Below are 13,061 nucleotides of genomic sequence, written 5' to 3'. Positions count from 1 at the left end.
TCGCGGCGCAAATCGACGCTGAAGTGCCAATTGCCTGCAGAAATCCGGGAGTTCGTGGTTTCCCTGCGTCACGCGGCCGACTGTGCCGCCAGCGCTGTTGCGAAACCCCGCGGCAATCTTTCGCTCTGCGGCACCACCCGGACATGGAGCGGTCGTGCGCTGCCGCGGATCGCAACCTCATGCTCCTCGTATGGCGAGAGATCGAGGCCGGAAAGCCTGACTACCGTATCGGATACTACGATGGCGGCGTTGAATTCCTTGGCCGTCGTCTCCAGCCGGCTCGCGACGTTGACGGTATCGCCGATCGCCGTGACGTTCATGACGCCGCCATAGCCCATTGCCCCGACGATCGCAGGCCCGGCATGAATGCCTATCGCGACCCGGAGCGGCGCGGGAATCTCGCCGGCGAGCTCTTCACTCAACCGGTCGAGTTCGTTGATGATAGCAGCGGAGGCCTCGAGAGCCTGACGACAGGCGTCCGCCGCCGAACTATCGAGCCCGAACAACGCCATCGCCCCATCGCCGATGAACTTGTCTAGCCGCCCGCCCGCTTCCTCGACCGCCTTGCCGACGATGGCAAAATAGCGGTTAAGCAGGAACACGATGTCATAGGGCAGCCGCCGGTCGGCGAGCGCGGTGAAGCTTCTGATGTCGCAGAAGAGGACCGCGATTTCACGTTCGCGGCCTGGGGTCGCGGTTCTTACGCCTGCCGGCAGCGCGCGCTCTCGGTCTGCCGCGAGAAGGGGAAGCACGGTGAGATTGCCGGTGGGCCGCAGCTGGCAGGCCAGCCGCACGTCCGGCCCGGCGTGAATTCGCGTGAGGGTTGCGCTCTCGACCGGCCCGGCGTCGGGAAGTTCATCGCTACCCGCCGTGACCCGGACACGGCAGGTGGAGCAGCGCCCCCGGCCACCGCAAACGGAATAGTGCGGGATGCCGCCGATGCGACTGGCCTCGAGGACGCTGGTGCCCTTGGGGACCCTGACGGACTGCCCGCTTTCGTAACGGACCTCGATCCTGTTGCGGCGAGCCAGCGTCTGGCGCAGTCCGCGCAGCAACAGCGTCGACAGGATCGCCGCTGCCGCTATCGCATAGGCCATATGCAGAAGCGCGTCTTTCGTTGCGTACGCTTCGGTAACCCGTTCTAGCGTGAGGCCCTCCGGCAAGGGAGGCCGCGCGAGCCCCTCCAAGGCCTTGCCCGCGTCGGCGAAACCCAGAAGTCCCAGCACCGGAAGGAGGACGGCGCCGATCAGCAGATATGGCGCGAAGGCGGGATACCAATCGCGGTAGCGCAGCCAGAAATGCAGCCCGAGACAGCCATGCGCCCAGATGACGAGCAGCGCCACCACCTGCTTCAGCCCTACCAATGGCGCATCGATCCACAGGGAGCGGACGACGAATTCGTAGTCGATATCGGTGCCCGTCATCGTGCTGTAGACACGGGTTCCGATGACATGCTCGGCGATCAGCAGCGGGATGAAAAGCCCGAGCACGGTCTGCGCCGCCTCCTTGAACGGCATGCGCAGCGTGCGCCGGAGGTAGAGCGTGCGCAGGACCAACACGACATGTATCGTCGCAGCGCCGTAGAGCAGGATGGCTCCGGGAACGCTGCGCCATGGGTTCATCAGCCACCGGAGCGCGGCATCGGCCGTCTCGATGGAGAAAAGGTTCAGCGCGAGGTTGGTGATGTGCATGGTCACGAAGACCATAAGGATCAGGCCCGATATGAGCCGTGCCGAACGCAGCAACTGCTCGCCGGACTTTTTGCCGCTTGTGCCGTGCGTGGGGATTGAGGTCATGCGGCCAGCCGGTTTTTCATGTCCGCAGGTTGGCAGGGTAAAGGCGCGGCTTCAATGGGGTGCCGAAAGACGCAGTGTACCGCCTTCGGCAACGGTACTAGCCCTACGAAACCTCTTCTCGCATTCCCTGAGGGGGAGACGGCCCGGGCGAAAGTCACAGAACCGGAATCGACGCCGGCGCTGGTAACGCAGGCCGGAACGCTAAAATTCAGGTCGTGCCTGCCTCGGCAGTGACCGGAGCTTCTTTCTCGGCAGCCGCTTCTTCCGCTTCCTTGCGCTCGCGTGCGAGTCGCTCGGCTTCGCGCTTTCGCTCCACCCAGCGCGCCGCCCAGATCGACACCTCGTAAAGAATGATCGTCGGCACTGCCAATCCGATCTGGCTAACAGGGTCGGGCGGGGTCAGGACGGCCGCGACGACAAAGGCGATGACGATCGCCCATTTGCGCTTGTCCGCGAGCGCCTGCGAGGACAGCATCCCGACGCGCGCCATCAGTGTCGTGACCACGGGAAGCTGAAACACCAGACCGAAGGAAAAGATCAGCGTCATGATGAGGCTGAGATATTCCGAAACCTTCGGCAGCAGCGAGATCTGGACTTCGCCTTCGCCACCGCTCTGCTGCATGGCGAGGAAGAACCACATCACCATCGGGGTGAAGAAGAAGTAGACGAGCGCAGCGCCCATGAGGAACAGGATGGGCGAGGCGATCAGGAACGGCAGGAACGCGTTCCTTTCGTTCTTGTAGAGGCCCGGCGCGATGAACTTGTAGATCTGCGTGGCGATCAGCGGAAAGGCGATCACGAGGCCGCCGAACATGGCAAGCTTGATCTGGGTGAAGAAGAATTCCTGCGGCGCGGTGTAGATCAGTTCGACCGTCTGGTCATCCAGACCAGCCCAGGAAACCGCCCACTGGAAGGGAATGACGAGCAAGTTGAAGAGCTGCTTGGCGAAGAAGAAGCAGACCAGGAAAGCGATAAAGAAGCCACCGATCGACCACATCAGCCGTTTGCGCAGCTCGATCAGGTGCTCGATGAGTGGGGCCGAAGACTTGTCGACCTCGTCCTGATCGGTGTTGGTCACGGCGCGCTGCTTTCGGTTTTTTTCTTGCGTGGCGCAGCCTTCGGCTTTGCCTCCGCCACGGCTTCTTCAAGCGGCACGGTCTCAGCGACGGGAGCCTTCGCCACCTTTTCGGCCTTTGGTTTTGCCTTTTTGGCAGCGGGCTTGACCGCGGCTTCCTGCGGCGCAGCGGGTGAAGGCGGTGCGGAAGGGTCGGGCACGCCGACAGCCGCTGCAACCACCCCCGACGCTGCCGGAATGGCAGAAGACGGTTCCTCGTTTGTCGGCCCTGCCTTCAGCGGCTCGGCCGCATGGGTAACCGGCGAGGCTGACTCGGGAGGTTTTGGCTTCAGCGTGTCGAGCCCGGACCGCACGTCGGCCGCGGCCTTCTCGAATGGATTCAGCTGCTTCTTGATCTCGTTGGCCGGATTGAGGCTCTTGAGCGAATCCACCGACTTCTTGACGTCGTCAAGTTCGGCCTCCTTGAGCGCGTCGTTGAACTGACGCTGGAAGTCGCCGGCCATGGAGCGCAGCTTGGCCGTAGTGCGGCCGAAGGTGCGCAGCATTTTCGGCAAATCCTTCGGGCCAACGACCACGATCATGATGACCGCAATCACCAGCATCTCGGTCCAGCCGATCTCAAACATGGCTTTCGTTCCGGCTTCCAGGCAGGCCGATCATTCCGCGAACGGAATTCAGCTCTTCGAGGCCTTTTCCTTGCCAGCGGTCACCGATTCGTCCACGCGATGTTCGACCGTCTTGGGCTCGTCGGCCGTATCGTCGTCGGCCATGCCCTTTTTGAAGCTCTTGATGCCCTTGGCCATGTCACCCATCAGCTCAGGAATCTTGCCACGGCCGAAGACCAGGAGCACGACGACCAGCACGATCAGCCAGTGCCAGATTGAAAAGGAACCCATTGTTACATTCTTCCTGTTTTTCCCTGGCTACGATCTATGCGTTTTCGTCGCCAGTTTCAAACACAAGTACGTCAGACTTGCGCAATGAAAGCCAGATATCTCGTGCACCGGAGGACAAAGCGCCGCAGCGGATGCGCGCCCTGACCGGTTTTTCCGCGCCGGAAACCGCAAACTCAAGCAGTTCGACGACGCCCAGATAGCGCCTGGACAGGATTCGCGCCTGGAAATCGTGGCCTTCGTCGCCGATCTCGAAGCCGGAAAGCCTGACGGCTACCGTCACTTTTACGCCGTCCGGGATGCCGGGAACCTCGATCATTCCGACCGGCGTGTCTGCAAAACCTCCGGAAACCCGGGCATCGAACAGGTTCAGTTCGGAGAAGAAGCCCGCGACAAACAGGTTGGCTGGGTTGAGGTACAGATCCTCGGCGCGGCCGGCCTGGACCAGACGGCCGGCCTTCAGAAGTGCGATCCGGTCGCCCAGGCGCATCGCTTCCTCTGCGTCATGTGTGACGACGATGGCCGTGGCGCGGCTTTCGCGCAGGATCGCAAGCGTTTCGGCCCTGACGCTATCCTTCAGCCGTGAATCGAGCCCTGAGAAGGGTTCGTCCATCAGAAGAACGGCGGGGCGAGGCGCAAGGGCGCGGGCCAGCGCCACGCGCTGCTGTTCACCACCGGACAGCAGGTGCGGAAGTGAGCCGGCGCGATGCTCCAGTCCAACGCGCGCCAACGCGATCAGCGCCTCGCGACGTGCGTCCTCGCGCGCCATGGCCGTCAGGCCGAAGCGGACATTGTCGAGGATGGTGAGGTGCGGAAACAGCGCATAGTCCTGGAAGACAAGGCCGATTGAACGCTGTTCCGGCGGCAGGAAGGTCGAGGGGCCGGCGATCTCGCGGTCGTTGAGCAGCACGCGGCCGGATGTCTGCGGCTCGATGCCCGCAGCAATGCGTAGGAGCGTCGTCTTGCCCGAGCCGGAGGGTCCGAGAAGGCAAAGGACTTCGCCGGGCTCGGCGGAGAACGAGACATCCGATAAGGTATCGCGTCCCGCGCTGAAGGCGTGGCTGATGTGCTCGAACGCCAGCCGCGCGGCAAACGTAACGCCCGCGGTCACTCGTGAAGGCGCGGACGCTACCTCAAAATCACTGCGCTGGACCTTCAAACCACGCTCCGGGGGACCTCAGGCAACACAGCCGTCCCCGATCGTGGGTCAATCATCTGTGACCTTGGGTGTCAACAGACCGAGTTCCTCGAGGTCGACGTCGGTCATCGGATCCTCGTCCTCGGTCAAGAGATCCGGATCACTTGGCGGTACCGGTATAGAGAAGTTCGCCGGCATGCGGGTCGAGAGCAGGCCGGCCCCCTTCAGCTCGTCGATACCTGGCAGGTCGCGAAGTTCCTCAAGCGCGAAGTGATCGAGGAAGCTGTCGGTGGTGCCATAGGTGACGGGGCGGCCCGGAGTGCGGCGGCGGCCGCGCATGCGGATCCAACCGGTTTCCATGAGCGTGTCGAGTGTGCCCTTGGACGTCTCGACGCCGCGAATGTCCTCGATCTCGGCTCGGGTGACCGGCTGGTGGTAGGCGATGATGGCCAAGACTTCGAGCGCTGCGCGCGACAGCTTTTTCTGCTGGACGCTGTCACGGCTCATCAGGAAGGCGAGGTCGCCTGCTGTGCGAAATGCCCAGCCGTCACCGACATGCACGAGGTTGACGCCGCGACGCTCGTAAGTCTGCTGAAGCTCGGCCATGACAGCCGGAACGTCGATGCCGTCGGGCAAACGCTGGCCGATCTGCTTTTCGCTCACAGGTTCCGCGCTGGCAAAGATGATGGCCTCGGCCATGCGCACGGCCTCGGCCATGTGCAGCCGCTCGGCCGGGTTGCGAACCATGGTTTCATCCGCCTCATCAGCCTCGACAGCGGTGTCGGAGAGCGGAAACGGGACGATAGAGCCGCCTTCGGTCATGCTACCACCTCGATGGTTTTTCTGGCCTCTTGCTGCCGCCCGCGAAGATACAGCGGAGCGAAGGCCTCATCCTGGCGCGCCTCAAGCATGCCTTCCCGGATGAGCTCAAGGCTTGCGGCAAAGGAACTGGCGATCGCGGTGGCGCGATCTTCCGGGCTTGCCAGATAGTCGATGAGGAACTTGTCGAGCGCCGTCCATTCCTTCAGGTCGCCCACCATGCGGGTAAGGATGTCGCGCGCGTCCTTGAGCGACCAGACGCCGCGCTTGGCGATGCGCACATGATCAACCGCCTGGCGCTGACGCTGCGAAGCGTAAGCGGTGAGCAGGTCGTAGAGCGTCGCGGACCATTCGTTGCGCTTTTCGATGATCACGAGTTCAGGCATGCCGCGCGCAAAGACGTCGCGTCCAAGCCTGTTGCGGTTGACGAGCCGAGCGGCAGCGTCGCGCATCGCTTCCAGACGCTTGAGGCGGAACTGCAGGACGGCAGCCATTTCCTCGCCGCTCTCGCCCTCCTCGCCGGGCTGCTTGGGAATGAGCAGCTTGGACTTGAGGAAGGCCAGCCAGGCAGCCATGACGAGATAGTCGGCGGCGAGTTCGAGCCGCAGCTTGCGAGCGGTTTCGATGAATACTAGATATTGCTCCGCAAGCGCAAGCACCGAAATCCGGGCCAGATCGACCTTCTGGCTGCGCGCCAAGTGCAGCAACAGGTCGAGCGGACCCTCGAAGCCGGCGACATCGACCACAAGCGACGGATCGTCGGTCGCCCGCGATTCGTCGTTGTCCGCGGCCCAGAGGCGGTCCATCGGTGCGGCCTTGCCCGCCTTGATCTCCGTGGCTTCCGCCAAGGTCGTATCCTTCTGCTACGCCACTGCCGTCTCGCGGAAGTAGGTCGCGAACTCTGCGCGGATTTCCGCTTCGTCGGCGTTGTCTCGGTCCTTGATGAAGGAAAGCGCGCGCTTCGCCCTCTCAAGGGACAGTCCCTGGAGGCCCTTGGTGCGGGACGCGATGCCCGCCATTTCCTCCATTTCCCCATTGCAGTGAAGGACGATATCGCAGCCCGCCGCAAGGATCGCGGCGGCTTTCGACGGGAAATCCCCAGAAAGCGCCTTCATCGAGGTGTCGTCGCTCATCAACAGGCCGTCGAAGCCGATTTCGCCGCGAACCACTTCCTCGATGACCTTGCCGGAGGTGGTCGCCGGATTGTCGGGATCAATCGCACTGAAAATGACATGGGCCGTCATTGCCATCGGCAGATAGGCAAGTTCTCGGAACGGCACGAAGTCGTGGCGCTGCAGGTCGCCAAGCTTCGTATCGACAGTCGGCAACTCGAAATGCGTATCGGAGAAGGCGCGCCCATGTCCGGGGATATGCTTCATCACGGGCAACACCCCACCGGACATCAGCCCCTCAGCGGCGGCGCGGCCGAGAGCGGTCACCGCCTCCGGCTTCTTGCCGTAGGCGCGCGCGCCGATGACGTCGCTGGCGCCTTCAATAGGCACGTCGAGAACCGGCAGGCAATCCGCCGTGATGCCGTACCGCAGCAGGTCGAAGGCATGGAGCCGGGCAAGCAGCCATGTTGCGCGTTCACCGGCCTCGTGGTCGTCCTGCCAGATCGCGCCAAGCGCTGCGCCGGCGGGATAGTTCGGAGCAAGCGGCGGGCGGATGCGCTGGACGCGACCGCCTTCCTGATCGATGAAGACAGGTGCATCGGGACGGTTCACGCAATCGCGCATCTCGGCGACCAGATCGCGGATCTGTTCGGGTTCGCCGATGTTGCGGGCGAAGAGGATGAAGCCCCAAGGGACTTCGCCTCGGTAGAAGCGGACTTCTTCGCGGCTGAGCGACTTGCCGTGACAGCCGAGGATCATGGCTTTTGATTCGGTCATCTGGCGATTTTACCCGGAAGCACGAGCTGCCGCATCCCCGAAATAAGGGCATATCCAGACAACCAAACGGCGCGGTAGAGATCGCGCCGTTCAGGTTTCGAAAGGTTTTCCAGCGCTATCGCGAGACGAAACAGTTGCCGCCGGCGGCCTTGTAGGTCTCGCAGAGATTGATCGCCTCGTTGCGGGTTCCGGCCGGCACACGGACGCGCCAGAACGTACCCTTGCCGGCGATCTCGGCCTTGACGATGTTGACCTCGCGGCCCTGCAGCACGCTGCCATAGCGGCGTACCAGGTCCTGATAGGATGACTGCGCTGCAGCCTCGCTCGGCTGCGATGCGATCTGCATGGCCCAGCTTGCGCCTGCCGTCGCGGCATTTGTCGTAGCAGCAGCGACCTGGGTAGGTGCGACTTCTCCGACAACATCGACTGGCTGGTCCGCAGGCCGCAGCGGTGCGACAGGCGCAGTCTCAGGCATCGGCGCGGAGTCAGGGATGGCAGCCGTCTGCGTGGGAGCTGGAACGGCTGCCGTTTCCTCCGGGACCGGAGCGAGAGCAGGCGCCGCTTCGGGCAGGGCACCAGTCGATTCGGGCGCGACCGTCGACGGCGCGGCGGCGGCGATCGTATCCGTCTGCTCGTTGGACGGGGCCATCTCGACCTCGTCCTCGCGCGGCACCAGCGTTCCGTCAGGCTTCACCACCATCGTGCGGACTTTGCGCGGGGCAACGGCCGTCAATTCGGCGTCCGTCTGGCCTTCGGCGTCCTGGACGATCTGTTCGATGCGGTCCTCGCTCTTGCCGGACGCCGTGACCGGGTCCTCCTCAACCGGCGGAGGCGTGACGTCCATCGGCTCCTCGGCGGTGGTGACGAGCTTTTCCTGCGGCGCATCGCCGTTGCCGGTTTCACCCGCAACGGTGTCATAGACCTTGCTGTCCTGGTTGGGCACCGTGGTGCCGCCCGGATTTTCGGGCCTGACCTTCACGGGGCCTTCATCGGCCTTGACGATGGTCGGAACATCGCTGCCCGCGCCGCCGCCGAAAGACAGGGCAAAGGCACCAATGGCGCCAACAAGTACCACGCCGCCAAGGATACCTGCGATCAGCAGGCCGCGCGACGGCGATTTGCGGGGGGCCTTCTCCGCGAATTGCTGCGGCGCGATCTCCTGTTCGAATTCAGGGTCGTAGTCATAGGCGTCGGCATATTGCGTGCCGGAGGCCGCACGACCGCCATAAAGATCGTCCGGATCCAGCGAGAATGCTCCTTGGCCGAAGTCGTCCTCGACAGGGCGGGAAGGAGCCTGACGAGCGCCCGAAGGCGTTGCTATCACGCCGGCGTTCTCAAACGGACGGGCCTGATAGGCGCGGGTGCTGAATCCGCCAGCAAGTGGATCCTGATAGCCTGCGAAGGCCTGGGCGGCGGGCTGCTCGGTATTGATCTCGTTGAGCAGGCTCGAGAATTCGGCATCGAGGTCGTCATAGGCCGCCGCTGGCGGAAGCTCTTCTTCCTCCGGCAGTTCCGGAATATCGAGATCGTCGGCTAGGGCGATCGCCTGATCATGAACCTCCACCGTTTCGACTTCGGGCTGATCCTCGAACAGGTCGGAGATATCGATGTCGCCATCGACCTCGTCCTCTGGCTGGTGGCCATAACCGGTCGCCGAGCCGTATGTAGCGACCGGCTCCTTGCGCGAATATTTCTCCGCAAGCTGGGTGATGATGTCGAGCGGATCCTCGGTCAGCGGATTGCCGCGCACGACCGGATCGCGATGCGGGCTGAACTGGCCTTCCTCGACGAGCGGACGTGCCGGTTGCGGCGAACCGAGCCGAGCGGCGGCAGCGCCGATGGCTGCACCGGCGATGGCTTCGCGATAAGACGACGCAGGTGCCGGCTGAATGGGTTCTTCAACGAGTTCGTCAAACGCCAGATCGAGATCGACCGGCTCCTGAGCCTCATGGCGCGCGTCGTAGCCCGACTCGAGGTCACGACCGGTGTCATCCGGATAAGCCCTGGAGTACTCGTCGGAATAGTCAGGGGCGTAGGCTATATCCTGATCGGCCGCCGTTCCCTCGGTTTCCGACGCAAAAGCCTCGTCCAGCTCCCATTTCAGATTGTCGTCGATGTCGGCCGGGTGCGCCGGGGCATCAAAGGCGACAGGCTCTGGCTTGGGAGCTTCGATCGGCTGGTAGACGGTAGCGCCGGACGTTCCAAAGATATCGGCGGTCGAGTAGGAGGGCGCAGAGTAGGACGGCGTGAAGGAAGGAACCTCAAAAGCCGGCTCCGGCTGGACAACGACCGGAGCCTCGACCGGCGCAGCCTTCTTGTTGCCGAGCAGCGCATTGAGTTCGTCCTCGAGGTTGAACTCCGGTTCGGCGGGCGCGGCAACCGCCTCGCGCTGGCGGAACGCTTCAGCAGCGACATCCATGGGCGATGTCGGCAGCTTGCGTGGCACATAGGCGGGGATGGATAGCTCGACGTTCGAGGCCGTGACCGGAGCGGGCTTCTCGGCCACCGGCTCCGGCTGGACCATGGCAGGCTCGTCGAACGGCTCAGCGGAAGCGACTGCCACCGGCTCGTCCTGTGTGATGCCGAAATCGACATCGTCGAATGACATGTCATCTGCCGGTAGAGACACGGTCTCGGTAGTGTGCGTATCGTCCAGACGCAGTTCATCCATGCCAAAATCGAATGCTTCCGCAGCGATTTCGGGAAATGCATCTTCCATTTCGGGGGCAGTTTCCGGGGCTGCTGCAGCGGAATTCTCTTCTGCGAGCCGGAAATCCGCATCGTCGAACATGTTGAAGTCGAGGTCGGCAGCTTCCGCAGCGGCCGTCTCTGGGTGCGCCTCTGTCTCGACCGTCGACGTCGCAGCCGACGGCGCGGTCGTGGTGCTGGGCTCAGCCGGCAAATCGAGGAAGCTCATGTCGATTTCGGCGAGCGCGGCATCGAAATTCGCGTCAAAATCGTCGATGGCGACGGCTTCTGGCGTGACCGGCAAGGCAGGCTGCTGCGAAGGAGAAGCCGCCACCGCGTCGAGCGCCCTGAAATGGTCGTCCGTCATGGTGAAATCGAGGTCGATTTCAGCAGGCTCCTGCCACTGCTCACGCCCAGAAGAGTTGTCATTCGGAACTGCTGCAAAAGCCGCGTCCAGATCGCCATCAAAGGAAAAATCCGGCTCCGCGATAGCGGCCGGCTCGTGCGACAGGGGGGCCGCCTCAAATGCGTCGCCGAAGTCGAAATCCACGTCTGCAAACTCAGGCGCCGAAGCGTCGTCGATGGACAAGTCGTGGGCAGGCTGAGCGTATCGCTCCTCATCCACATCAAACCCGCCGAGCAGTTCCTTCTCGAGGTCGAGGCTGAAATCCTCCTCGTCCGCCGCCTGCTCAAACGGTACCGGCGCTTCTACGGGGGCAAGCCTCGACAACGGCTGGACCGAAGCCGGCTCCGGGCGCTTTGCCGGCTGGCGAGGGTCGAAGCCCATGATGCGGGTCAGCTCCGCAAAGGGATCGTCGTCCGAAAGGTCGACCTGATTGGCGATTTTCAGCTGGTTGTTGTCTGCCATGTCTTCCCGAACTCGCACACATTCGGACGCCTTGGCGTCGCGCAGGTTTTGGTCCCTACCAGCGCAATGTGGGCAAATGGTGACAGGTTTTTGTCCGGTTTCGGCCTAGCGCATCTCGGTTGGCGCTTCCGCTCCGATCAACGCCAGGCCTGATGTCAACACATCCGAAACAGCCTGCACCAGCCCGAGTCTGGCATTGGTCAATTCTGGTTCGTTAACCTTAACAAAACGTAAGTCCACGTTGTCCGTGCCACGATTCCACTGACTGTGGAACGCGCTGGCCAGGTCATAGAGGTAGAACGCCATGCGGTGTGGCTCGAGCGCAATTGCTGCCGATTCGATCATCCGGGGGTATTCGGCGAGCTTACGGATCAGCGCGAGCTCGCCCTCGTCTGCCAGCAAGCCGCTTGCCGATTGCAGCGTTTTGCGGGTGAATTCCTGGCCGGGGAGTTGCTCCTTCGCCTGCCGGAAAACCGAATGGCAGCGCGCCGAGGCGTACTGCACGTAGAAGACCGGGTTGTCCTTCGACTGCTCGGTCACCTTGGCGAAGTCGAAGTCAAGCGGGGCGTCGTTCTTGCGGTAGAGCATCATGAAGCGAATCGGATCGCGCCCGACCTCGTCCACCACATCGCGAAGGGTGATGAAATCGCCGGAGCGCTTCGACATGCGGACAGGCTCGCCGTCGCGGAAGAGCTTCACCAACTGGCAGAGAAGCACCGTAAGCTCCACGCGGCCTTCGGTGACCGCCTTGGCGAGTGCTTCCATGCGCTTGACATAGCCGCCGTGATCGGCGCCCAGCACGAAGATCAGCTTCTCGAAGCCGCGATCCACTTTGTCCTTCAGATAGGCAACGTCGGCGGCGAAATAGGTGTAGGAACCATCAGACTTGACCAGCGGCCGGTCCATGTCGTCGCCGACCTCGGTGGAGCGGAACAGCGTCTGCTCGCGGTCCTCCCAGTCGTCAGGCTTCTCGCCCTTCGGCGGCGGCAGCGTGCCTTTGTAGATGTGCCCCTTGAGGGTGAGGTCGCTGATGGCCTCGCGGATGGCCTTGGCATTATCGGCGTGCAAAGTCCGCTCGGAGAAGAACACCTCGTGGTGGACGTTCAGCAGAGCCAGATCCTCGCGGATCATGACCATCATGGCCGCAACAGTGCGATCCTTGACGATGGCCAGAGCCTCGTCTTCCGGCATCTGCAGCAGCTTGCGCCCGAAATCGGCGGCAAGGTCCTGGCCGACCGGTACGAGGTAGTCACCCGGATATAGGCCGGACGGAATCTCGCCCATGTCGTCGCCAAGCGCCTGCCGGTAGCGCAGGAAGGCGGAACGGCCGAGCACGTCGATCTGCGAGCCGGCATCGTTGATCAGGTATTCCTTGGTGACGTCGTAGCCCGCAAAGGCAAGCAAGTTCGCCAGCGCATCACCCACGACCGCGCCGCGGCAATGGCCGACATGCATGGGGCCGGTCGGGTTGGCGGAGACGTATTCGACGTTGGTCTTCCTGCCGCCGCCGACGGTGGAGCGGCCGTAATTCTTACCGTCCGCGATGATCGATGCGAGGTGAACCTGCCAGAAAGCGTCGGAAAGTTTGAGGTTGACGAAGCCCGGACCGGCAACATCGACCTTGACGACATCCTTGTCCTGCCGAAGGACGGCAGCGATCGTTTCAGCCAGCGCGCGCGGATTCTGGCCCGTGGGCTTGGCAAGGACCATCGCAGCGTTGGTCGCCAGGTCGCCATGGCTGGCATCTCGCGGCGGCTCGACGGCAATGCGCGACAAGTCGAGGCCGGCCCCGTCCTTGTCCTTTAGCCCCAGTTCCTGAACGACCCTTACGACCCGCTCGTTGAAATCGGCGAAGATATTCATTGTCATCTCTGGAAATTGGCACGGCGGCGCGA

10 protein-coding genes are annotated in these 13,061 nt (G+C 63.0%); all 10 read right to left on the bottom strand.

Going from position 1 to position 13,061, the window contains the following annotated elements:
- Window positions 1-68 precede the first annotated feature (68 nt).
- The 10 genes from ABMA32_RS01195 to argS all read right to left on the bottom strand — a co-directional run bounded on the left by ABMA32_RS01195 (window position 69) and on the right by argS (window position 13,029).
- On the bottom strand, window positions 69-1,796 hold the full coding sequence (locus ABMA32_RS01195; RefSeq protein WP_349011905.1) for an adenylate/guanylate cyclase domain-containing protein: 1,728 nt from the start codon (window positions 1,794-1,796) through the stop codon (window positions 69-71).
- Window positions 1,797-2,004: 208 nt separating this feature from the next.
- Window positions 2,005-2,874: a twin-arginine translocase subunit TatC gene (gene tatC, locus ABMA32_RS01190; protein WP_349011904.1), complete on the bottom strand. Its 870-nt coding sequence runs from the start codon at window positions 2,872-2,874 to the stop codon at window positions 2,005-2,007.
- The gene (tatB, locus tag ABMA32_RS01185; RefSeq protein ID WP_349011903.1) at window positions 2,871-3,497 is read right to left on the bottom strand and encodes a Sec-independent protein translocase protein TatB; all 627 of its coding nucleotides are present in this window, start codon (window positions 3,495-3,497) and stop codon (window positions 2,871-2,873) included. Before tatB ends, tatC begins: the two co-directional genes overlap by 4 nt.
- 48 nt (window positions 3,498-3,545) lie before the next feature.
- Window positions 3,546-3,767 carry a twin-arginine translocase TatA/TatE family subunit gene (locus ABMA32_RS01180; RefSeq protein ID WP_349011902.1) on the bottom strand — a complete coding sequence of 74 codons (222 nt, stop codon included), beginning with the start codon at window positions 3,765-3,767 and terminating at the stop codon, window positions 3,546-3,548.
- Between the two features lie 34 nt (window positions 3,768-3,801).
- A complete protein-coding gene (locus ABMA32_RS01175; RefSeq protein WP_349011901.1) occupies window positions 3,802-4,875 on the bottom strand; it encodes an ABC transporter ATP-binding protein in 1,074 nt (357 codons plus the stop codon).
- A 96-nt stretch (window positions 4,876-4,971) separates the two neighbouring features.
- A complete protein-coding gene (gene scpB, locus ABMA32_RS01170) occupies window positions 4,972-5,724 on the bottom strand; it encodes an SMC-Scp complex subunit ScpB (RefSeq protein WP_349011900.1) in 753 nt (250 codons plus the stop codon).
- Window positions 5,721-6,527 carry a segregation and condensation protein A gene (locus ABMA32_RS01165; RefSeq protein WP_349013294.1) on the bottom strand — a complete coding sequence of 269 codons (807 nt, stop codon included), beginning with the start codon at window positions 6,525-6,527 and terminating at the stop codon, window positions 5,721-5,723. The genes scpB and ABMA32_RS01165 overlap by 4 nt, the downstream gene beginning before the upstream one ends.
- Window positions 6,528-6,584: 57 nt before the next feature.
- Complete coding sequence (gene nagZ / locus ABMA32_RS01160; protein ID WP_349011899.1) at window positions 6,585-7,610, bottom strand: beta-N-acetylhexosaminidase; 1,026 nt, start codon at window positions 7,608-7,610, stop codon at window positions 6,585-6,587.
- 115 nt (window positions 7,611-7,725) lie between these two features.
- A complete protein-coding gene (locus ABMA32_RS01155; RefSeq protein WP_349011898.1) occupies window positions 7,726-11,166 on the bottom strand; it encodes an SPOR domain-containing protein in 3,441 nt (1,146 codons plus the stop codon).
- 105 nt (window positions 11,167-11,271) lie between these two features.
- A complete protein-coding gene (gene argS, locus ABMA32_RS01150) occupies window positions 11,272-13,029 on the bottom strand; it encodes an arginine--tRNA ligase (protein WP_349011897.1) in 1,758 nt (585 codons plus the stop codon).
- Window positions 13,030-13,061: the final 32 nt, after the last annotated feature.

The sequence above is a fragment of the Mesorhizobium quangtriensis genome, from assembly GCF_040081925.1.
GTDB classification, from domain to species: Bacteria; Pseudomonadota; Alphaproteobacteria; order Rhizobiales; family Rhizobiaceae; genus Mesorhizobium_K; species Mesorhizobium_K quangtriensis.
Note: the sequence above shows the minus strand (reverse complement) of the source record. Positions and strands in the feature narration are given on the sequence as shown.

Bases quoted from the DNA above. Each gene is read 5' to 3' on its own strand.
- ABMA32_RS01195 (WP_349011905.1), bottom strand. From the start codon at position 1,796: ATGACCTCAATCCCCACGCACGGCACAAGCGGCAAAAAGTCCGGCGAG.
- tatB (WP_349011903.1), bottom strand. From the start codon at position 3,497: ATGTTTGAGATCGGCTGGACCGAGATGCTGGTGATTGCGGTCATCATG.
- ABMA32_RS01180 (WP_349011902.1), bottom strand. From the start codon at position 3,767: ATGGGTTCCTTTTCAATCTGGCACTGGCTGATCGTGCTGGTCGTCGTG.
- scpB (WP_349011900.1), bottom strand. From the start codon at position 5,724: ATGACCGAAGGCGGCTCTATCGTCCCGTTTCCGCTCTCCGACACCGCT.
- ABMA32_RS01165 (WP_349013294.1), bottom strand. From the start codon at position 6,527: ATGGACCGCCTCTGGGCCGCGGACAACGACGAATCGCGGGCGACCGAC.
- nagZ (WP_349011899.1), bottom strand. From the start codon at position 7,610: ATGACCGAATCAAAAGCCATGATCCTCGGCTGTCACGGCAAGTCGCTC.
- ABMA32_RS01155 (WP_349011898.1), bottom strand. From the start codon at position 11,166: ATGGCAGACAACAACCAGCTGAAAATCGCCAATCAGGTCGACCTTTCG.
- argS (WP_349011897.1), bottom strand. From the start codon at position 13,029: ATGAATATCTTCGCCGATTTCAACGAGCGGGTCGTAAGGGTCGTTCAG.